The sequence below is a fragment of the Duganella sp. AC237 genome (assembly GCF_979254035.1).
In genome coordinates, this window is record NZ_CEEDEW010000003.1 from 1,216,303 (window position 1) to 1,237,017 (window position 20,715).

General features: G+C 63.8%; 18 protein-coding genes. 7 read left to right on the forward strand and 11 right to left on the reverse strand.

From position 1 onward, the window contains the following. Positions 1 to 68 precede the first annotated feature (68 nt). From AC0IYS_RS05890 to AC0IYS_RS05905, 4 genes are all read left to right on the forward strand, one after another. Entirely contained in the window at positions 69 to 833 is a 765-nt protein-coding gene (locus AC0IYS_RS05890) for a FadR/GntR family transcriptional regulator (protein WP_471704295.1), read from the forward strand. Positions 834 to 1,059: 226 nt separating this feature from the next. After that, positions 1,060 to 1,971 (forward strand): 5-dehydro-4-deoxyglucarate dehydratase, encoded by a 912-nt coding sequence (kdgD, locus tag AC0IYS_RS05895; protein WP_463452560.1) that lies wholly within the window; start codon positions 1,060 to 1,062, stop codon positions 1,969 to 1,971. A gap of 80 nt (positions 1,972 to 2,051) precedes the next feature. Further along, positions 2,052 to 3,626 carry an aldehyde dehydrogenase (NADP(+)) gene (locus AC0IYS_RS05900; protein WP_471704296.1) on the forward strand — a complete coding sequence of 525 codons (1,575 nt, stop codon included), beginning with the start codon at positions 2,052 to 2,054 and terminating at the stop codon, positions 3,624 to 3,626. Further along, on the forward strand, positions 3,614 to 4,501 hold the full coding sequence (locus tag AC0IYS_RS05905) for an SMP-30/gluconolactonase/LRE family protein (RefSeq protein ID WP_471704297.1): 888 nt from the start codon (positions 3,614 to 3,616) through the stop codon (positions 4,499 to 4,501). The genes AC0IYS_RS05900 and AC0IYS_RS05905 overlap by 13 nt, the downstream gene beginning before the upstream one ends. 67 nt (positions 4,502 to 4,568) lie before the next feature. Here AC0IYS_RS05905 and AC0IYS_RS05910 read toward each other — a convergent pair whose 3' ends face one another. The 8 genes from AC0IYS_RS05910 to AC0IYS_RS05945 form a co-directional block, all read right to left on the reverse strand. After that, positions 4,569 to 5,288, reverse strand: coding sequence for an NADPH-dependent F420 reductase (locus AC0IYS_RS05910; RefSeq protein WP_471704298.1), 720 nt, complete (start codon positions 5,286 to 5,288; stop codon positions 4,569 to 4,571). Between the two features lie 110 nt (positions 5,289 to 5,398). Further along, positions 5,399 to 6,958 (reverse strand): pectinesterase family protein, encoded by a 1,560-nt coding sequence (locus AC0IYS_RS05915; RefSeq protein WP_471704299.1) that lies wholly within the window; start codon positions 6,956 to 6,958, stop codon positions 5,399 to 5,401. 8 nt (positions 6,959 to 6,966) lie between these two features. Beyond that, positions 6,967 to 8,811, reverse strand: a complete 1,845-nt coding sequence (locus tag AC0IYS_RS05920) for a glycoside hydrolase family 28 protein (protein WP_471704300.1) — start codon at positions 8,809 to 8,811, stop codon at positions 6,967 to 6,969. 10 nt (positions 8,812 to 8,821) lie between these two features. Continuing rightward, positions 8,822 to 10,210, reverse strand: coding sequence for a pectinesterase family protein (locus AC0IYS_RS05925; RefSeq protein ID WP_471704301.1), 1,389 nt, complete (start codon positions 10,208 to 10,210; stop codon positions 8,822 to 8,824). Positions 10,211 to 10,245: 35 nt separating this feature from the next. Continuing rightward, complete coding sequence (locus AC0IYS_RS05930) at positions 10,246 to 11,061, reverse strand: rhamnogalacturonan acetylesterase (RefSeq protein ID WP_471704302.1); 816 nt, start codon at positions 11,059 to 11,061, stop codon at positions 10,246 to 10,248. A gap of 87 nt (positions 11,062 to 11,148) precedes the next feature. After that, entirely contained in the window at positions 11,149 to 11,457 is a 309-nt protein-coding gene (locus AC0IYS_RS05935) for a hypothetical protein (protein WP_471704303.1), read from the reverse strand. Positions 11,458 to 11,576: 119 nt separating this feature from the next. Next, positions 11,577 to 13,877 (reverse strand): TonB-dependent receptor plug domain-containing protein, encoded by a 2,301-nt coding sequence (locus AC0IYS_RS05940; RefSeq protein WP_471704304.1) that lies wholly within the window; start codon positions 13,875 to 13,877, stop codon positions 11,577 to 11,579. A 217-nt stretch (positions 13,878 to 14,094) separates the two neighbouring features. After that, positions 14,095 to 14,793 (reverse strand): FadR/GntR family transcriptional regulator, encoded by a 699-nt coding sequence (locus AC0IYS_RS05945; RefSeq protein ID WP_471704305.1) that lies wholly within the window; start codon positions 14,791 to 14,793, stop codon positions 14,095 to 14,097. Positions 14,794 to 15,116: 323 nt separating this feature from the next. Between AC0IYS_RS05945 and garD the strand changes: the two genes are divergently transcribed. Next, entirely contained in the window at positions 15,117 to 16,679 is a 1,563-nt protein-coding gene (gene garD / locus AC0IYS_RS05950) for a galactarate dehydratase (protein ID WP_471704306.1), read from the forward strand. A 72-nt stretch (positions 16,680 to 16,751) separates the two neighbouring features. Beyond that, positions 16,752 to 17,561, forward strand: coding sequence for an NAD-dependent epimerase/dehydratase family protein (locus AC0IYS_RS05955; RefSeq protein ID WP_471704307.1), 810 nt, complete (start codon positions 16,752 to 16,754; stop codon positions 17,559 to 17,561). Positions 17,562 to 17,618: 57 nt separating this feature from the next. Here the strand turns inward: AC0IYS_RS05955 and AC0IYS_RS05960 are convergent, their stop codons facing one another. From AC0IYS_RS05960 to AC0IYS_RS05970, 3 genes are read right to left on the reverse strand one after another with little or no spacing between them, the layout of a single operon-like run. Continuing rightward, on the reverse strand, positions 17,619 to 18,212 hold the full coding sequence (locus AC0IYS_RS05960; RefSeq protein WP_471704308.1) for a flavodoxin family protein: 594 nt from the start codon (positions 18,210 to 18,212) through the stop codon (positions 17,619 to 17,621). A 10-nt stretch (positions 18,213 to 18,222) separates the two neighbouring features. Next, positions 18,223 to 18,606 carry a DoxX family protein gene (locus tag AC0IYS_RS05965; RefSeq protein ID WP_471704309.1) on the reverse strand — a complete coding sequence of 128 codons (384 nt, stop codon included), beginning with the start codon at positions 18,604 to 18,606 and terminating at the stop codon, positions 18,223 to 18,225. Beyond that, complete coding sequence (locus AC0IYS_RS05970) at positions 18,603 to 19,673, reverse strand: aldo/keto reductase (RefSeq protein ID WP_471704310.1); 1,071 nt, start codon at positions 19,671 to 19,673, stop codon at positions 18,603 to 18,605. The genes AC0IYS_RS05965 and AC0IYS_RS05970 overlap by 4 nt, the downstream gene beginning before the upstream one ends. A 116-nt stretch (positions 19,674 to 19,789) precedes the next feature. On the opposite strand from AC0IYS_RS05970, the gene AC0IYS_RS05975 reads away from it, so the two are divergent. Beyond that, complete coding sequence (locus tag AC0IYS_RS05975; protein WP_471704311.1) at positions 19,790 to 20,704, forward strand: LysR family transcriptional regulator; 915 nt, start codon at positions 19,790 to 19,792, stop codon at positions 20,702 to 20,704. The last annotated feature ends 11 nt before the right edge of the window (positions 20,705 to 20,715 follow it).

A 20,715-nucleotide genomic window follows, 5' to 3' on the forward strand; every position in this document is an offset into this window, starting at 1 on the left:
AATATGCACATCGCACGACCCTCATAGGCGATAATGCCGAATAGTCGTCATACAACAAGCCATCAGCCATGAGTCAAACCGCAGCAGTCCCATCGCCCGCCGCGCCGGCGCCCTTGCCCAAGAAGAAGCACCGCAACCTCGCCCAAGGCGTGGTGGAGAGCTTCACCCACAGCATCCAGGCCGGCACCCTGAAACCGGGCGAGAAACTGCCGACCGAATCGGTGATCATGGAAATGCACGGCGTCAGCCGCACGGTGGTGCGCGAGGCCATCTCCCATCTGCAGGCGGCCGGACTGGTGCAAACCCGCCACGGCATCGGCACCTTCGTGCTGGAACCGCAACCGGCCAACCTGCGCATCTCGTCCGACACCATCCGCACCCTGGGCGACGTGCTGGCCATCCTGGAACTGCGCATCAGCCTGGAAACCGAGGCCGCGTGGCTGGCGGCCAGCCGCCGCAGCGAAGAGCAGATGCAGGAAATGGGCGTGGTGCTCAGGCGCATCCAGGAGTCGCAAACCCGTCCCGGCTCGGTCGAGTCGGACGTCAAATTCCATCAGCTGATCGCGCAAGCCACCGGCAACCGGTATTTCGTCGATATCCTGAGCGACCTGGGCAACACCATCATCCCGCGCACGCGCGTCGATTCGGCGTCGCTGGCGCACGACGATCCGGTGGTGTACCAGGAGCGCGTCAACCGCGAGCATGACGATATTTACAACGCCATCCTGCGCAAGGATGCCGAGGCGGCCCGCGCCGCCATGCGCACCCACCTGAGCAACAGCCGCGAGCGCCTGCGCCGCGCGCAAGAGGATATCGCCGCCAAGAACGGCTGACGGGCGAAAGGGGGGGCCGTGGCCTTTGCCCGGCTCCGGCCGCTGTTGCGGCCGGGGTTACGGCCGGCTCCGGCGCCGCGGGAGCAACGCTAGTGCCGGCGATCGGCGAGTTTTCGCTAAATCGCTTGCTCCCTTCCGAATATGGTTGTACGATGTCATACAACAACCGACGGGAAGCCCGTCGAACTTCCCCTTCACACAATAGACGTCGATTATTGGAGACCTTATGCAACCGAATGACCTGAAAAAAATCCTTTCCTCTGGCCTGCTGTCGTTCCCGATCACCGACTTCGATGCCGAAGGCAACTTCCGTAAGTCGACCTACATCGAGCGCCTGGAATGGCTGGCACCGTACGGCGCGACCGCGCTGTTCGCCGCCGGCGGCACCGGCGAGTTCTTCTCGCTGACTCCGAACGAATACACCGACATCATCAAGACCGCCGTCGACACCTGCGCCGGCCAAGTGCCTATCCTGGCCGGTGTCGGCGGTCCGACCCGCGTCGCCGCCGCCTACGCCAAGGAAGCCGAGCGCGTTGGCGCCGCCGGCCTGCTGCTGCTGCCGCACTACCTGACCGAAGCGTCGCAGGACGGCCTGATCGAGCACGTCGCCGAAGTCTGCAAGGCCACCAAGCTGGGCGTTGTGGTGTACAACCGCGCCAACTGCCGCCTGACCGCCGATTCGCTGGCCAAGCTGGCCGACCGTTGCCCTAACCTGATCGGCTTCAAGGACGGCGTCGGCGACATCGAACTGATGGTCTCGATCTGGCGCAAGATGGGCGACCGTTTCAGCTACCTGGGCGGCCTGCCAACGGCCGAAGTGTACGCGGCGGCCTACAAGGCGCTCGGCACTCCGGTATACTCGTCGGCGGTGTTCAACTTCATGCCGAAGCTGGCGATGGACTTTTACCACGCGGTCGCCTCGGACAACCACGCCGAACAAAACCGCATGCTGGACGAGTTCTTCCTGCCGTACCTGGAGATCCGCAACCGCAAGGCCGGCTACGCCGTCAGCATCGTCAAGGCCGGCGCCCGCCTGGTCGGCCACGACGGCGGTCCGGTGCGCGCACCGCTGACCGACCTGACCGCCGAAGAATGCGACATGCTCGACAAGCTGATTCGCAAGCAAGGCGCGCAATAATCCGGTAAGCTAGCGTCATACAACGTCATACAACATAAAGCGCGGCTGGTCCGCGCTTTTCACACATCTAAGGAGTCGATATGCAAGTAGCTGGCGAAATGATCATTGGCCGCAGCGCCGTTGTGGGTAAAGAAGGCACGATGAAGGCGATCGATCCATCGCGCAACGTTGAAATCGAACCGGCGTTCGGCCTGGCCGGCGCCGCCGACCTGGCGCGCGCCTGCGAACTGGCCGATGCCGCCTTCGACGTCTACCGCGCCACCGGCCTGGAAGCACGCGCCAAGTTCCTCGAAACCATCGCCGACCGCATCATGGATCTGGGTCCGACGCTGATCGAGCGTGCGATGACGGAAACCGGCCTGCCGCAAGCCCGTCTGGAAGGCGAGCGCGGTCGCACCTGCAATCAACTGCGTTTGTTCGCCAAAGTCGTGCGCGACGGCCGCTTCCAGTCCGCCACCTTGGACAGCGCGCTGCCGGAACGCACCCCGCCGCGCAGCGACCTGCGCCTGCGCAAAATCGGCCTGGGCCCGGTCGCGGTGTTCGGTGCCTCGAACTTCCCGCTGGCGTTCTCGGTGGCCGGCGGCGACACCGCCTCGGCACTGGCTGCCGGTTGCCCGGTTGTCGTCAAGGCCCACTCGGCCCACCTGGGTACCTCGGAACTGGTCGGCAAAGCCGTCGCCAAGGCCGCTGAAGAATGCGGTATGCCGGAAGGCGTGTTCTCGATGCTGATCGGCTCCGGCCAGACCATCGGCCAGGCCCTGGTGAGCCACCCGGCCATCAAGGCGGTAGGCTTCACCGGCTCGCGCGCCGGCGGTATCGCCCTGATGAAAACCGCCGCAGAACGCAAGGAACCGATCCCTGTGTACGCCGAAATGAGCTCGATCAATCCTGTGTTCCTGCTGCCGGGCGCGCTGGACAACGTCAAACTGCCGCAAGCTTTCGCCGACTCGCTGACGATGGGCGCCGGCCAGTTCTGCACCAACCCTGGCCTGCTGATCGGCCTGAAAAGCGACAAGCTGCAAGCGTTCGTCGCCGCCGCCGCCGGCTCGCTGGGCGCCAAGCCTGCCGCCACCATGCTGACCCCGGGCATCCACAAAGCCTACGTCAACGGCGTCAAGGGCCTGGCAAGCATCGAAGGCGTTTCGCAAGAAGCCGCCGGCCTGACCACCGAAGCGCCATGCGCCGCGCAAGCCTTCCTGTACCAGGTCGACGCTAAAACCTTCCTGGGCAACCCAGCGCTGGAAGGCGAAATCTTCGGACCAACCTCGCTGCTGGTCGTCGCCAACGACGAAGCCGAACTGCTGGCCGTGGCCGAACACGTCGAAGGTCAGCTGACCGCCGCCGTTCACGCCACCGCCGACGACCGTCAACTGGCCGCGCGCCTGATGCCGGTGCTGGAACGCAAAGTGGGCCGCATCCTGTTCAACGGCTTCGGCACCGGCGTGGAAGTTTCGCACGCCATGGTGCACGGCGGCCCGTTCCCATCGACCTCGGACAGCCGTTCGACGTCGGTAGGCGCCGGCGCCATCGACCGCTTCCTGCGCCCTGTTTGCTACCAGGACGTGCCTTCCTACCTGCTGCCGGAATCGCTGGCTGACGAAAACCCGCAAAAGCTGCCGCGCATCGTCAACGGTGACCTGGTATGGAACGCGTAAGCGACATCCAATGCGCGGTGGGCGAAAGCCCGACGTGGAGTGCGGCGGAATCGGCCTTTTACTGGACCGATATCCCCGCCAAGCGTGTCTGGCGTTTGGACCTCGCGTCCGGCGCCACGCGTTTCTGGACCCTGGATGAAATGGCCGGCTGCGTCGCGACCCGGGCCGATGGTGGCCTGATCGCCGGCATGGAGACGGGCGTGTTCAAGCTCGATCTGGGCGAAGGACCGGCCGCCGTCGCAACCAAGGTGGCGACACCGTCGGTCGAGTCGGGGGCACTCGGCGAGGGCAAGCGCTTCAACGACGGCCGCTGCGACCGTCAGGGTCGTTTTGTGGCGGGCACCATGTTCATGGACATGTCGGCCAATCGTCCGGTCGGCAAGCTGTTCCGCTACGACGCGGCGCACGGTATTTCGGCGCCGCTGGTGGTGGAGCTGCTGACGCAGAACGGCACCGCGTTTTCGGCCGACGGACGCACGATGTACCTGTCGGATTCGCATCCGCTGCGGCGCATGGTGTGGGCGTTCGACTACGACATCGCCGACGGCGTGCCGTCGAACCAGCGCGTGTTTGCCGACCTGACGAAGGAAGTCGGTCGCCCGGACGGCGCGGCGGTCGACGCCGACAGCTGCTACTGGGTCGCCGGCAACGACGGCGGCTGCCTGCTGCGTTTCACCCCGGACGGCAAGCTCGATCGCCGCCTCGAGGTGCCGATGAAGAAGCCGTCGATGTGCTCCTTCGGCGGCAAGGATCTGGACACGATGATCGTCACGTCCATCCCGTCCGGCAAGCCGGAGGACGCGGAGTGGGGCGGGGCGGTGCTGCTGCTGCGGCCCGGCGTCAAAGGGCTGGCGGAAACGCCGTTCGCATCATGATAAAAGGGCAGACGCCTTAAGCGTCTGCCCTTTTCAATCCGCGTTGTGAGCACTGCGGCAAGTTACTTTAGTTCGAGCCGTTTGCCGCCATCTCACGTTCCAGTTTGGCGTGATTGGCCAGGTACTCAGCGTGTTGCGCTTCGGTGCGTTGTGGCCCCAGCTTGTTGAAAAGCTCAGTCAGTTTGTCGGCGGTCAGATCGGCGCCGTAAGCTGGCGTACCCGGTTGCTGACGCCACGACTCGTGCAGGCTGCCGTCATCGACGGCGTCAAAGCCCAGTTCCTCGACCAGCGCCATGACTTTTTGCTTCGCCGCGGCGTCGTCGCTGGCGACCGGCAGTGCAACACGGCCTGCCGCGCCTTTGGGCAGACCCTTGGTTGGAATGTGTTCGGCGTGGATATTGTTAAACACCTTCACCACCTTACGGCCCAAGTGCTGCTGCACCCATTCGCTTTCGGTGAGCTCACCGGTTTCCAGCTCCGGAATACGGCCGTCGCGAAGGATAGGGTAATAGTTACTCGTGTCAATAATCGGCACGTCGGCTGCAACACCGGTAAACAGGTCCTGTGGTAAATCAGGAATGTTTTTGAGAGGAATGGTGACCACGAGAATTTCGCCATAACTGGCGGCTTCCTGGATCGTGACTGGCTTCGCTCCGGTTTTTTGCGCCACGTCGTTCAACGTTTCTGGCCCGCGCGAGTTGGCGATGTGTACCGAGTGACCAAGCTTGGTCAGCTGCATGGCAAGGGCGCTGCCGATATTACCTGCGCCAATGATTCCGATTTTCATATAATTCTCCATGTGTCCATCAAACAAAGTTGAAAAACTAGCTTGATGTTACACACCAACCTTGCAGTGTGTCGGTACGGTTCTGCACGGTCAGATCGGGGTCAAGTCTGTCATTCGGACACGGGCCCGTCTGTTGTTGGCGGCGCCCAGCCGCCCAACACCCACGACGGGGTGCTGTAGTTATTGATCAGCTCCGCATCCCGCTCCATCGTCAGTTGACGCGACGCCGGATGGCGCTTGCTCACATCGACCGGCGTGCCATCCACATTGCGGCTGTTGTATTCCCAGAAGCGCACGTTGGAAGCGTCGCCGCCGATCTCGCCCCAGCCTTGCGGACTCACGCCGCTCAACGTGGCGTTGATCAGCACCGCCTCCGCATGCGGATAACCCTTGCCCTTGTTGACCGGCGAGCGGGCAAGGTGCTGCAGCCCATCGCCAATCGCGCTGAAGCGGCAATCGACGAACACATTCCCATGGTTGGCGGACGTGTTGCGTATCCACATAAACGGCCCACGCGATTCAATCTCGCATCGACGGAAGAAGGCGGGCCCGCGTCCGAGTATGGTATCGCCGTGACCGACGATCTTCACGCCCTCGAGATAGGTGCTGCCGTTGACCTGCAACGCGTCGCCGGAGCCGATGACGGTGACGTCGCTGACCATGTTCTCCTCACCCGTGATCAGCAAGCCTTCCGCCTGCCCCTCCAATGTCGTCTGCAGCGTCATGTTCTTTAGATGGACGCCTTTGACGTTGTCGGCGGCGAAGGCCGCGCGGCGGGACGGAAAAGTACCGGGCGCCTCGTTGGTGCTGATATTGGCCCGATGCGGATTGAATATCTCGTTGTTGGCATAGTGGACCCGCACCTTGCTGCGATGCTCGCCCTCGATCGTCAGGTTCGACTTGCGCCGGAAATAGACGATCTCCTCGTAGTCGCCGTTGTGCACGAAGATCGTGGTGCGCCGCGCGGGATGGTCCGGAACGAAGTCCAACGCGCCTTGCACGGTATTGAAATCGCCGCTGCCATCGGGGTTGACCGTCACGCGTTCGATGTCCGGGCGGGGCGGCCTGGCCTTGGTGCTAAAACCCCATGCCTTCTTTCCGCTGATGCCCTTGAAGCCGACGATCACGCCCGGATCGATCTGCACGTAATAGCGCTTGCCGTATTCAAGCAGATTGTGATGCGGGTAGATGGTCGCGGTGTTCCCCCTGACGATCACGGGATGGAAGTGGAAGCCGTCCGTAAAGCCCCCGATGATGGTCAACTGGTAGCTGTCCGGCGTGGGCTCGGCGCCGGCCGAAGGCTTGCCCGCCCTGGTGTTGGCATTGGTGCGGCGCGGCCCGTCCGGATAAGGGTAGGGCGTTGCCAGATATGGCGCGGCCGGCAGCTTGGTGCGTTCGGTCGGACCGGCCGGAATGGCCAGGTCCAGCGTATCGACAAGCCGGTCGTCCGCCGCATCGTAAATGCGGATGCGGCCGGACTTGCCGAGCACCGGCGGCTGCGTGAAACGCAGCACCAGGTGGGTATCCGGATTGACGTTGCGCGCGCCGCTGGCTGGTGAGGCCAGTGGCGCCACTTCCAGCGCCAGGGCGGGCGCCACGGCGGCCGGCAACGTCATGGCGGCCAGCAGCGCCGGCAGCCTCCTTAGTACAGCGCGCCGGTCGATTGCCATGGCTATCCTCAGGCGTTGAGCGTGGTGTTGTGGACCTTGCCGCCGATGGTGACGTTTTTCAAGGTCAGGCCTTTGACGTTGTACAGGAACCAAGGCTGCGCGGCGTTGACCGGGGCGCCGAAATCGCAGTCGGTGATGGTCACGTCGGTCACCGGCACCACCGGCGGCATCGGGCCCGGACCGTTGTAGTCCGACGCTACAGGTCCCAGTATCACGATCGCCTGGAAGCACGACGCGGTCTTGCCATCCTTGGTCACGTTGCCGACCTTGATGTTGGAGATATGGATGTTCGACACCACCGGCGGGCGGGTACGCACGTTGTCGCTGATCGGCGTGTAGTCGCAATCGAAGGTGACGATGGCGCCGGCCGCCGTCGCCACGGTCTTCGACTGGATCGGCGACCCTGGCAGCGACGCGTAGAACGATGGCGACAGCTGCACGCCATTCGGTACCGTGCAATCGCGCACGTAGAAATTGCGCAGGTAGCCGCCGCGATTCATGTTGGTCTTCATGCGGATCGCGGTGTTGAGCGGGTTGGTCTTCCAGTTGGCGTTTTCGAACACCAGCTTTTGCGCGAACACGTTCTGGATGCCGCCGGCCATCTCGCTGCCCAGGGTCACGCCGCCATGGCCGCTGTGCATGATGCAGTTCTGGATCACGATGTTTTGCGAGGGGCCGAATTGCGTGTCCAGGTCCTTGCCGGCCTTGATGGCGATGCAGTCGTCGCCGGTGTCGAAGGTGCAGCCATCGACCAGCACGTGGTCGCAGGCTTCCGGATCGAAGCCGTCGCTGTTGGGGCCATGGCTTTCGCAGTGCACCTTGCGGATGACGATATTGCGGCAGTGGACCGGGTGGTGCATCCAGAACGGCGTGCGCGTCACGTGATAACCCTGCAGCAGCACGTTGGTGCAGCCGATCAGCTGGATCATCGGCGGACGCAGATAGTGGCCGACGCCGAACACGCGCTTCGACAGCGGCACGCCCGCTTCGGACAACGCCGGGAGATACTGCGCGTCGGCGCGCCAGCGCTGGCCTTCACCCTGGATCAGCAGGCGTTCGGCCTCGGTCAGGTTAGGCGCGACCGTCGCCAGCGACATGGCGTTGAGCGGGTTCTCCGTATTCTCCGACATTTTGCCGGCCTTGAAGTTGGGCGTGGTGCCCTGGCCAATGGAGTTGATGGTTTTTTGCTTGCCCTTCCAGGTCCACCAGCAGTCGCCGTCGTCGTTGAACGGCACGCCGCCCTGGCCGTCCAGGGTGCTGGTCCAGTCGTCGCCGGTCAGCGCGATGTTGTGCTGGTTGTAGGCGTAGATCATCGACGAGTAATTCAGCACGTCGTTGCTCTGCCAGCGCGAGATCGACAGCTTGCCATGCTTGCCGCAATCGATGTCGCCGTACTTGACGTAGTCCTCCGGCTTGTGGCTGAAGTAGACGTGGGCCTTTGCGCTCAAGTGCACGTTCACGTTCGACAGCAGCACGATCGGCCCGGCGCAGTACCAGTCGCCGGCCGGGATGACGACGCGGCCGCCGCCGGCTTCGCTGCAGGCCTTGATGGCGTCGCGGATGGCGGCGTAGCAGTCGGGCGATCCGGCCACCGGGGTGTCGATGGTGTCCTGTTCCTCGAACGAGATCCAGGCCTTGACCTTGGACAGCTTGCAGGTCTTGGCGCCGTAGGCGGTGATGTCGAAATCCTGTTTGCGGAACTTGAGCGGCCTGGAGACGTGGTCGACGATCGCCTGCGCCTGCAGCCATGGATCGGGCGCGGTAGCGGCGCTGGCGGTAACGGGAAGGCCGAGCGTCAGGCCGGCGGCCGGCAGGGCTTTCATCAAACTGCGGCGCTGGGTATTGATAGACATGCTGTATTCCTTATTCGTCCTGATTGTTGAATTCACCGATGAAGATATCGGCGGGAGTAGGTTTTGCGTTGTAGCCGAGATCCCTGACCGGGTCGATGCCGGCCTTGATCAAATTGTTCCAGTAGTCGTCCGAGTTGTATTGCGCCGGACGGTAAGACAGGGCACCTGGCTTGTTCCAGTCCGACCACGGCTTGCCGCGGTTGATATGGGCGCCGATGCGCGAATTGAGCACGGCCATCTTGCCGACCGCCTCCAGGGATACGCGGGCGATGGTGCCGGTCGGCGCCTGGTAGCCGTTGGTATCGCCCAGAAGGCAGGCATAACCCTCGACCGGCACCGGTGCGTACGGCGTGCAGCGGGAGCTGTGGAACCACTGGCGCAGCAGGTAGAACGTGCCTCGCCGCGCGTTGGCCGAGCCGTCGTGCGTGAAGCGGCAGTTGTCGAAGACGAAGCCGTATTTGGTTTTCAAATGCGTGTCCGGCGCCGCGACATACGACAGGCCACGGTCGCCGATCGATTTGATCTCGGTTTGGTAAAAGTAGGCGGTGCTGTCGCCGAAAATGAAATCGACGTCGCCTTCGATATAGGACTTGTTGAAGAAGCTGCGCGAAGTGCTGCCGATGCGCGGCGACTTGAGGTACAGCGTGTCCTGGAAGCCGATCAGGCGGATGTTCTCGAATTGCGCCTTGTCCGCGCCGTCCACCTGCAACGCCAGGGCCTGGTGGTGCACGTTGTTGACGTTCGGGAGCGATTCCGCCCTGGCATTGCCGATGTCCTTGTTGTAGCCGTTTTCGAATGTCAGGTTGCGCGCCTGGAAGCCGTTGTTTTGTACCCAGACGGTGGCGGTGCCGAAGGTGCCGATGACCGCGCGGTCCTTGATCGTCGCGTACATCGCCTGCGCGTCCGGCGCCGCTTTGGCGAACTGCGCGCCGTATTGCGCGGCGTAGGCGGCGCCGGTCACCGAGGCGTCCAGTTTGGCGGTGACTTTGGTGGCGGCGGGGTCCTTGCCGTCGCCATACATCGTCAGCGGCGCGGTGTTGGCGGGGACATACACCAGCTCATGATAGGTGCCGGGTTTGACCAGCATGTACAGGCGCTTGGCCGGATGCGTGGCGCTGTCGAGCACCGCGCGGTCGACCGCCTGCTGGATGGTGTTGAATGTTCTGACGCCGTCCGCCTTCGCGGCATGGTCGACGATGTAGTCGGGCGTGAACGCGGCGCCCCTGGCCAGCGGATCGGCCAGCGGGTCCCAGGGATCGACGATTTCCTTGCCGGCGGCGCCGACGTACTTGAGCACTTCGCCGTAAGCGAATTGTCTGGCTTGCGCGGCGCTCAGTTGTGGGCGGGTGCTCGAGGCCACGGCCTGCGGCTGCCGCGCCCACGCGCCGCTGGCAACCATCAGCGCTGCGGCGGCAAAAACCGAATGCCCCAGCTTCACTGTTCGCCCTCGCGCTTGAACATGCCCGCGCTTTCCGGCACGGCGCGCTTCATCTCCTCCACCACCATGTTGGAGAAAAACGCGGCGCCTTTCGGGCCGACGTGGGTGCGGTCGAAGGCGGATTTGGCGGCGCCGGCGACTTCCACCTTGCCGGCGGCCGGTGCCGGTGCGGCTTCGGCGGTTTTCTCAGGACGCGGGGCCATCGCCAGCGTGTCGGCTTCGTCCTGGCCCATCGCCTGCACGGCGGCGTAGCTGTCGGCGTTGAGGTCCAGCAGCGGCACACGCTGGGCGGCGGCGGTGGCGCGGATCACGTCGGCCCATGGCTGCAGATTGTTCTCCAGGACGTTGTCCTTGAAAGTACGGCGCGTCAGCGGCGTGACCAGCACGGGAAAGCCGCCGAGCGCTTTCACTTCCTGCGCGTAGCGGGCCATATTGACCGGGAATTCGGTTTTGAGATCGGTCGAGCGGCCGGGTTTTCCCGGCTGGTCGTTATGGCCGAACTGGATCAGCACATAGGTGGCGCGATAGGCGGCGCTGCCGCGCAGCAGTCCCTCGACCTCGTCCCAGCGGCCCTCGGCGCGGAAGCTGCCCGAGCTGCGACCGCCCCGGGCCAGGTTGATGCAGGTGTTCGAACGTTGCACGCGGGCGCAGAAGGCGTCGCCGTAGCCGCTGTTGTTGGCCATCGTCGAATCGCCGACGAGGATGACGCGCACCGGCTTGGCCGGTGGTGGCGGCGCGGGGTCGGCGGCTTGGGCTGAGTGGGCGCACATCGACAAGGCGATGGCGGCGAAAAAGCTGGTCGGGAGTTTCATGGGCTTCTCGAATAAAAAAAGGCGCCGGCCGCAATCGCTGCGGTCCGGCGCCGTTGATCAAGCATCCATCGACATCATCAGGGTCTATTAATAGAACTTGTAGGTGGCGCGGAAGTTGAAGGCGCGGCCGATCGGGCTGGCGGCGCTGCTCAGATAACCATTGCTATACAGGCTGCTGTTGGTGACCGGCGGCTTGGCATCGAACAGATTGGTGATGCCGGCGGTGAGCGACAGGTTTTTGAAGCCGGTGTAGGTGGTCGTCCACTGCCAGTTCTTGTACGAGTTGATGTCGCGCCAGTACTGCTGCGCCACCAGGTTCTGGTCTTCGTACTTCGAATTGTAGTTCTGGGTCAGGGTGCTGTTCCAGTTGCCCATCGCCCAGTTGAACTTGGCCACGTGCTTCCAGCGATAGGTGACGATCGGGAAGCTGCTGGTGGTGCCGTTCGACGCCAGGCCGAAGCGGCCGACGTTCGATACGTACGGGCTGCCGTTGTCAAGCTGGTTGTCGAACTTCGTCAGGTAGGTGCCGTCGATCGATACCTTGAAGTCGCCGAACGAGGTACGAGGGAAAGCGTACGATGCCGAGATGTCGATACCGGCCGCCTTCTGTCCCCCAAATTCATGATGGTGTTGCGGATGAAGTTGATGGTGCCGTCCGGGTTGCGCACGAAGTCCGACGCGTACTTGGTCGGGTCGAGGAAGAAGACCTGTTCCGGCAGATTCGCCAGCATGTCGGTCATGCGGATGTTCCAGTAGTCGATCGACACCATCGAGGTGGCGGTCGGCTCGAACACGGTACCCAGCGTGAAGCCCTTCGATTTTTCCGGCTGGACGTCGGCGTTGCTGCCGGTCTGTTTAGGAAGCTGCACGTTGCAGACGTTGGCCGAGACGTAGCCCGGCAGTGCGGTACCGGTGCCGGCCACGCCTGGACGGCCACCAGGGCACAGCACCGGATCGTCCCAGCGCGCCGAGGTCAGGCCGGTGGCGCCGGGCAGGCGGTAGCCGTAGCGGTCGAACAGCGTTGGAGCGCGGAAGCCGGTGTTGGCCGAGCCGCGGAACATCAGCTGCTTGGTCGCCTCGTAGCGGAAGCTGACCTTCGGATTGATGGTGTTGCCGAAGTCGCTGAAATGGTCGTCGCGTACGGCGACGTTGACATTCAGCTTTTTGGTGAACGGCATATCCAGCTCGGCGAACAGCGCGGCGACGTTGCGGCCACCTTCGCCGTGCGACGGGCTGGCGTTGGCATAGGTCACCTGGCGCACGATGTCGAGGCGCGTGTCCTCGTTGGTGTCGCGGCTGAAGCTCGTGCCGACGGCCAGCGCCAGGTCGCCGCCGCCCAGTTCCATCACGGCGCGGCTGGCGGTGAAATCGACGCCCTTGTAGGTGCTCTTCGATTCGCGGTTCTTCTGGCCGTCGACGTTGATGCTTTCCAGATAGGCGCGGCCGGCCGCGTCCTGCAGGCCGAATGGATTGAGCTGGCCGTTGCGCAGGCCGTCGAGCAGGCCCTGGCCGGTGAAGTAGCCGTTGTCGTAGTAGTTGTCGCGATTCGAGATGCCGACCACCAGGCCGGTCTTGTAGTCCCAGCCCTTGATGGTGCCTTCGGCGGTGATGGCCACGCGCTGGTTCAGCTGCACGTCCTTGGTGGCGGCGGCGCCGTAGTCGGCGACGGCCCAGGTGGGGATCAGGGTGGCGCCGTTCAGGCCCGACATCGCCGGCACGCCGCCGCTGTTACCCGGATACCATTTGCTGGTCGACGGCAGTTGCGGCTGGACGCCGTTGACCGCCAGCGCATTGGTCGGATTGCGGGTGCCGATGATGTGCTCTTCGCCGCGCGAGTAGTCGATCGAGACGACATGGTCTTCGCCGAGTTTTTTCGAGGCGCGGGCGTAGAACGTCACCTGCTGGTTTTCATACAGCGCGTTGCCGTAGGCGCTCGCGTCGAGCACGCAGGTGTTGGAGCGGCCCGGCAGCGAGTACGGGGCCACGCAGCCGGTGGCGGCGTACGGATTGCGCGCGGTGCGGTTGGTGGCGGTGGTGAAGTTGGCCGGGGTGGCGTTGCCGCCGGTGCCCAGCGATGGCGAACGGCCGATGCTGGTCAGCAGCTCCGGGGAGCTCAGACTGGCGCGGTCGCTCGCGGCCAGGGCCGAGCGCTTGTGCGCGTCGACCGTGCCCCAAACGCTCCAGCCGTCGCGTTCCAGATTGCCCTTACCCCAGGTCAGGGTGCCGCGTTCCTCTTCGCCGCCGCCGCGACGGCCCACTTCCACGTGCTGCAAGGTCGCTTCCAGGCCCTCGTACTGCGTGCGGGTGATGAAGTTGACCACGCCGCCGATGGCGTCGGAGCCGTAGATCGACGAGGCGCCGTCGCGCAGGATCTCGACGCGCGCGATCGCGCTCATTGGAATCACATCCAGGTTGGCGTAGCCGTCGGCGATCGCCTCGTTGGCCAGGCGGCGGCCGTTCAACAGCACCAGGGTGCGGTTCACGCCCAGGCCGCGCAGATTGATGTTGGTGCCCGAGCCGGCGTTGGACGGCGCCAGCGAAGCCGATTGCGGCAGCGCCATCATCAGGTCGGCCAGCGTGGTCATGCCCTGCTTGACCAGGTCTTCGGCCTTGACGGTGCTGACCGGCAGCGAGGCCTCGGTGGCCAGGCGTTTGATGCTCGAACCGGTCACCTCGACGCGCTGCATCGGCGCCTCGGCTTCCTGCGCCAGCGCGGCGGTCTGGTTGGCCAGCGTCAGCACGGCCAGGGTAATGGCCGACAACATCAGCCTTGGTTGTGCGGAGCGGCTTTGGACCGGTTGCTCGGGCTTGTACATTCTAGTCTCCTTCGTTTTTTGAATAAAGTTAAACGCTTAACCGCCGAGGCGGCATTGAACGTGTGTGGAGCACCTCGCGTACTCCGTGCCGTTGAGACGAGGGGCGCTGTGCGGGCACAGTCCGGGGTCGCAAACGGTCAATAACTTGATTACTTTTTTTAGCGGGCGGCTTCGAGGCCGCTCCTGCTTTACTGCGGGTACTGCAAATCTTTGGTGGTCAACCGCGCGAGAAGGTGCGCGTGACGCGTTCCAGGTGGGCGCGCATCGCCTTGCGCGCGGCCGCCGGATCGTGGGCGGCGATCGCCTCCAGGATGCGGCGGTGGTCCTTCAGCGTTTCCTGGCGCAGTTCCTCGGTCTGGAAGTGTTCTTTGAGCTTGTGCCACAGGCGGCCGCGCTGGTCCCACAGGTAATCGAGGGATCCCACCAGCGCGCTGTTGCCGGTGGCGCGCGCGATAGCGATATGGAAGTTGCGGTCGGCCGCTTCGTTGCTTGAATAGTTGGAGTGGTTCTGTTCCATCTCGACGACCGCCTTGAGGATGGCGTCGATCGCGCTGTCGGTGGCGACGCGGGCGGCGATGGCGGCGATTTCCGATTCGATCAGGCGGCGCGCGGACAGTACTTCGAACGGACCTGGGCCGGCTTCGGGCAGGTCGGCCGGGGTGGGGCGCTCGCTGACGTAGACGCCGGAGCCGCCGCGCACCTCGATCACACCGCCCAGTTCCAGCGCGATCAGCGCTTCGCGCAGCGAGGCGCGGCTGACGCTGAGCTTGGTCGCCAGGTCGCGTTCCGACGGCAGGCGCTCGCCGGGGGCGATGTGTTCGTCGCGGATCAGTTCCTGGATACGGTCGGCCACGAGACGGTATAAGCGCGTCTCCGGAGTGGTGCCGTCATTGGCCGCTAAAGTTCTCTTCAGCATCGTTCTTGTCTCTTAATGTTATGGTCGTGGCGTTTTTGATATGGCCATCTGGTCAGGCCATTCTAAGGTGGTCTGACCAAAAGGGCAACGTGGACTAGCCAAATTTATTTTTAGCTGTCATACTAAATTCGTCAGGTAACCGCTTTCCGACCGTGTTTTCCAGATGAAGAACCTCTAAAAACACGGTAGAATCAGGGCTGTAAGGTTGTGGCGCCCCGGATACACACAGAACGCTGGCCGGCCAATATGCAAATTGGTCTGACCAATTTATGCTACCAAAAAACAACGTTAGCCGGGCAGAGACTCCCGGAAAGGAAGCCAGAATGATGCCACCGACTAGCGCCGCCACGCCGCGCTACATCCTCATGCATGACAACGACAACGTCGCCATCGTTGTCAACGACGGCGGCCTGCCCGCCGGCGCGGTGTTCGACAGCGGCTTGACCTTGCTGGAAGCGGTCCCGCAAGGCCACAAGGTCGCGTTGCGCGACGTCGCCAAGGGCGAGGCCGTGATCCGCTACAACGTCACCATCGGCTTCGCCGCCGACGACCTGCCGGCCGGCAGTTGGCTCAACGAGCAGAATGTGCAGATGCCGGACGCGCGCGAACTGGTCAACCTGCCGATTTCGACCCGTTTGCAGCCACCGGCCGAACCGCTCGAGGGCTACACCTTCCAGGGCTTCCGCAATCCGGACGGCAGCGTCGGCACGCGCAACATCCTGGCCATCACCACCACGGTGCAATGCGTATCGGGCGTGGTGGAATTCGCCGTCAAGCGCATCAAGGAAGAACTGCTGCCCAAGTATCCGAACGTCGACGACGTGGTGGGCCTGGAGCATACCTACGGCTGCGGCGTGGCGATCGACGCGCCGGGCGCGATGATCCCGATCCGCACCTTGCGCAACATCACACTCAATCCGAACTTCGGCGGACAGGCCATGGTCGTCAGCCTCGGTTGCGAGAAGCTGCAGCCGACGCGCCTGTTCCCCAAGGGTTCGATCCCGATCCAGAACGGCGGCGGCACCGAGCCGGCGCTGGTGTGCCTGCAGGACGCGCAGCACGTCGGCTTCATGTCGATGATCGACTCGATCATGAGGCAGGCCGAGGCCAACCTGGTCAACCTGAACAAGCGCCAGCGCGAGACCGTGCCGGCCTCCGAGCTGGTGGTCGGCGTGCAGTGCGGCGGCAGCGACGCCTTCTCCGGCGTGACCGCCAATCCGGCAGTCGGTTTCGCCACCGATCTGCTGGTGCGTGCCGGCGCCACCGTGATGTTCTCCGAAACCACCGAGGTCCGCGACGGCATCGACCAGTTGACGTCGCGCGCGGCGACGCCGGAAGTGGCCGACGCGATGATCCGCGAGATGGCCTGGTACGACAACTACCTGCAGCGCGGCGGCGTAGACCGTAGCGCCAACACCACGCCGGGCAACAAGAAGGGCGGCCTGTCCAACATCGTCGAGAAGGCCATGGGCTCGATCGTCAAATCCGGCAGCAGCGCCATTTCCGGCGTGCTGTCGCCGGGCGAGAAGCTGACGCAAAAAGGCTTGATCTACGCCGCCACGCCGGCCAGCGATTTCATTTGCGGCACCTTGCAGCTGGCCGCCGGCATGAACGTCCATATCTTCACCACCGGCCGCGGCACCCCGTACGGCCTGGCGGAAGTCCCGGTGATCAAGGTCGCCACCCGCAACGACCTGGCCAACCGCTGGCACGATCTGATGGACATCAACGCCGGCCGCATCGCCAGCGGCGAGGCCACCATCGCCGATGTCGGCTGGGAGATGTTCCAGCTGGTGCTGGACGTGGCCAGCGGCCGCGAAACCTGGGCCGAGAAGTGGAAGCTGCATAACGCGCTTGTGCTGTTCAACCCGGCGCCGGTGACCTGACGCCTGATTGGCGTCCGCGCTTTACCCTCAACGATCACTTTTCAATAAAAACCGAACGAGAGACAAACAACAATGAGCAAGCCATTCAAACGATTGCTGCTGACCGGCGCCGCCGGCGGCCTGGGTAAAGTCCTGCGCGAGCGCATCAAGCCTTGGGCCGATGTGGTGGTGCTGTCCGATATCGCCGACATGGGCGAAGCGCGCGAGGGCGAGGAAATCATCCAGTGCGACCTGGCCGACAAGGCAGCCGTCATGAAGCTGCTGGAGGGCGTGGAGGCGGTACTGCACTTCGGCGGCATCTCGACCGAGAACACGTTTGAAAACATCATGCAGGCGAATATCCTCGGCACCTACAACCTGTACGAGGCGGCGCACAAGCAGGGCACCAAGCGCATCATCTTCGCCAGCTCTAACCACACCATCGGCTACTACAAGTGGACCGATTACATCGACGCCGACAGCCCGACCCGCCCGGACAGCTTCTATGGCGTCAGCAAGTGCTTCGGCGAGTCGCTGTCGCGCTACTACTACGACCGCACCGGCCTGGAAACGGTCTGCCTGCGCATCGGTTCCTCCTTCCCGGAGCCGGCCAATCCGCGCATGCTGGTGACCTGGTTGAGCTACGACGATCTGGAAGAGGCGCTGCGCTGCTCGCTGTTCACGCCGCGCGTCGGCCATACGATTTTGTTCGGCGCCTCGGCCAACCCGGCCAGCTGGTGGGACAACAGCAAGGCCGCGCACCTGGGCTATGTGCCGAAAGATAGCTCGGTGCAGTTCTCCGACAAGTTCCCGGACACCGGCGTGTATCCGGCAGCGGACGATCTGGCGACCGTGTATCAGGGCGGTGGCTTCGCCGCCGTCGGTCCGCGCTACCAGGACTGATCGGACACGCAAGCCCGGAGACGGCCTTGCGTATCGACCGCCGCTCAACGCCGGCGGTTATGCGATCTGCGCCGACGACGCCGACAGGAACAGGCCGGCGATTTCAGCGACGCGTGCGCCATACTGCCGCGCGGTCTCCAGGTCTCCCGGGGACATCTCTTCGGGCGTAGCGTCGGCCGGCGTTTGCGCCATCGGTCCCAAAAAAGATCCCATGCGATTGATGTCGTCCCGTTGGGACGCTTTGGTATTGGACGACTTCACGCCGACGCCGACCCAAATGCCACGGTGCTGCGCGGCGAGCAGCGTGAAATACTGCAGTGTCGCCAGCTTGTCGCCATTGACGCTGGCGCTGTTGGTGAATCCGCCGAAAATCTTGTCCTTCCATTGGTCCGCGAACCACGGCTTGGAAGAGTCGTCGGCGAATTTCTTGAACTGCCAGCTTGGTCCTCCCATATAGGTCGGCGATCCAAGGATGATGAAGTGCGCCGTCTCGATGGCGGCCCAGTCCTCGTCGGGCAAGCTGCCGTCGGCACCGATTTGCAGCAGACTTGCCTGCGCGCCCTGCGCGACGGCGTCCGCCATCCGTTTTGTGTGGCCGTAGCCGGAATGGAAGATGACGACGCCTTGTAAAGCCGGGGAGGTAACGTTCATGATAGAGCCCTTAGTGTGATGGTGATGTGCCATTGGCCATGGCACCGGTTTTGAGCCGCCTGGATCGCGCGATCAGCGTGAAGGTCAGGGCGGCCAGGATCAGCGCGGGGAACACTGCGTGTGTCCACTCGCGGTGCAGGGAGAGGGTGGCGACGGCCGACGCCATGATCAGCATGCCGAGGGTGAGGCCCGCCCACGATGTGGCGCGGCGGCTTTGCAGCAAGGCGCTCGTCAGCTCAAGCGCGCCGGTGGCGAAATGGAACCAGGTTGGATAGCCCCATCGCGCATAGTCTTCTTGCAGCGACACCGGCGCCACGATATTCAGCACGCCTGCAAATACGAAAAAGGCGACAAGACCCCAGCTTAGCCAGGTACGCAACGCAAACGTTCTCATAGCGCGCCTCCACCGGCCGAGCCGCCCGGCGTTTGCTGCGAACCTGCGGGCATTCGGGTGGGAGCGGTGCGCTCAAGCATCCACCCCGGATACTCCGGCGGCAGCGCCCCGGCGGCATCGAGCGCCGCAAGGTCGTCTTCGTCGAGCTGAAGTTCGACGGCGGCCAGGTTCTGTTCCAGCTGGTCGAGCCCCTTGGCGCCGGTGATGACGGACGTGACGAAGGGTTTGGTCAGCACGTAGACCAGCGCCACGGCGGCCACGCTCGCGCCGTGTTTTTCCGCGATGGGCCGCATCGCAGCCACGCACGCCCAGGCACGATCCCTGTCGACGGGCGGAAAGTCGAAGGTCGCGCGTCGTCCTTGGCTCGCTGCCCCGGGGCCGAATTTACCGGACAGCAGGCCGCCAGCGAGCGGCGACCAGACCATCAGGCCTACTTTTTCTTCGACCAGCATGGGAGCGATCTCTCGCTCCAGGTCGCGGCCCGCGATGGAGTAGTAGGCCTGCAATGTCTCAAAGCGCGCAAAGCCCCGCTGCTGGGCGATGCCTTGGGCTTTCGCCAGACGCCAGGCCGGCCAGTTCGAGGCGCCGATGTAGCGCACCAGGCCGCGCGAGACGAGATCATCGAACGCGCGCAGCGTCTCCTCCAACGGGGTCACCGGATCGTTCGCGTGGACTTGATAGAGATCGATGTAATCGATCTGCAAACGCTCCAGGCTTGCTTCGACAGCATCCATGATGTGGGCGCGCGAGGCGCCGCGATCATTCGGTCCGCTGCCCGACGGGTTGAACACCTTGGTGGCGATGACCACGTCCTTGCGCGCCACCCCAAGGTTCTTGAACGCACGCCCCAGCATGCGCTCGGACTGGCCATGGGTGTACACGTCGGCGGTGTCGAAGAAGTTCACGCCGGCCCTCAGGCAGCGTTCGACGATGGCGTCGGCCGTCGTCTGGTCCATGCCTGCGATATCGTGGTAAAGCCCTTGCTGTCCGGCCGGACCGAAGGTCATCGTGCCTAGGCACAGCTCCGACACGAACAGCCCCGTACTGCCAAGTTGGTTGTAGCGCATAACGCCTCCAGTTTGCATGGGAGCGGCCGTCCGCTCCCGAAGACTTGACTATGCCCGTGTCGACTTTTGCGATAAAGTACGCCAATCAAAACCCATCGTTACTCCAAAAAGACACAATGCAGGATCTCGAGTCCCTCGCCATCTTCGTGCGCATCGCGGAAATGGCCAGCTTCACCAACGCGGCGCAAAGCCTGGGCATTCAAAAGGGCAGGGCGTCGAACGTCGTTCGTCGTATCGAGGCGTCGGTGGGGGTGCGGCTGTTGCACCGGTCGACGCGCAGCGTCCAGCTCACCGAGGACGGGCGCATGTTCTACACCCGTGCGCGGGCATTGCTGGCAGACGCCGAGGAACTGGACGCGATGTTTGCGGCAAGCGATGCGACGATGCGCGGACGCCTGCGCGTCGACTTGCCGACAGAATTAGCCCGAGGCACCATCGTGCCCGCGCTTCCTTCGTTCATGGCCGCCTATCCGCACGTCCAGCTGGAGATATCGAGCACAGACCGGCGTATCGATTTGATTCAGGAAGGGATGGACTGCGCGATACGCATCGGCCCCATTGTCGATGAGACCCTGGTGGCGCGCCGGATCGGGGCACTGCGCATGGTGAATGTCGCCAGCCCGGACTACCTTCGACGCCAGGGCGTACCCCGCACGCTACATGATCTGCTGGCCCAAGGCCATCGCATGGTCCACTACGCGCCGACTTTGGGAAGCCGGCCATTTGGATGGGAGTATCCGCAGGCCGATGGCGGCGGCTACGAAACGCTGGCGCTGGCCGGCTCCGTGAGCGTCAACAGCGTGCAGACCTACCACGCGGCGGGGCTGGCCGGGCTGGGATTGATCCAGGCCGTATTCTCGAGCCTGACGGAGTATCTGGCGCGCGGCGAATTGGTGGAGGTGCTGCCGGAGCTGCGGCCTGAACCCCTGCCGATATCGTTTGTGGTGGCCCATCGCCAGAACCTGACGCGCAGGGTAGGCGTTTTCATGGAATGGGCCGAACAGATACTGGCGCCGTATTTGGACAGTTAGCCAGCGTTTCA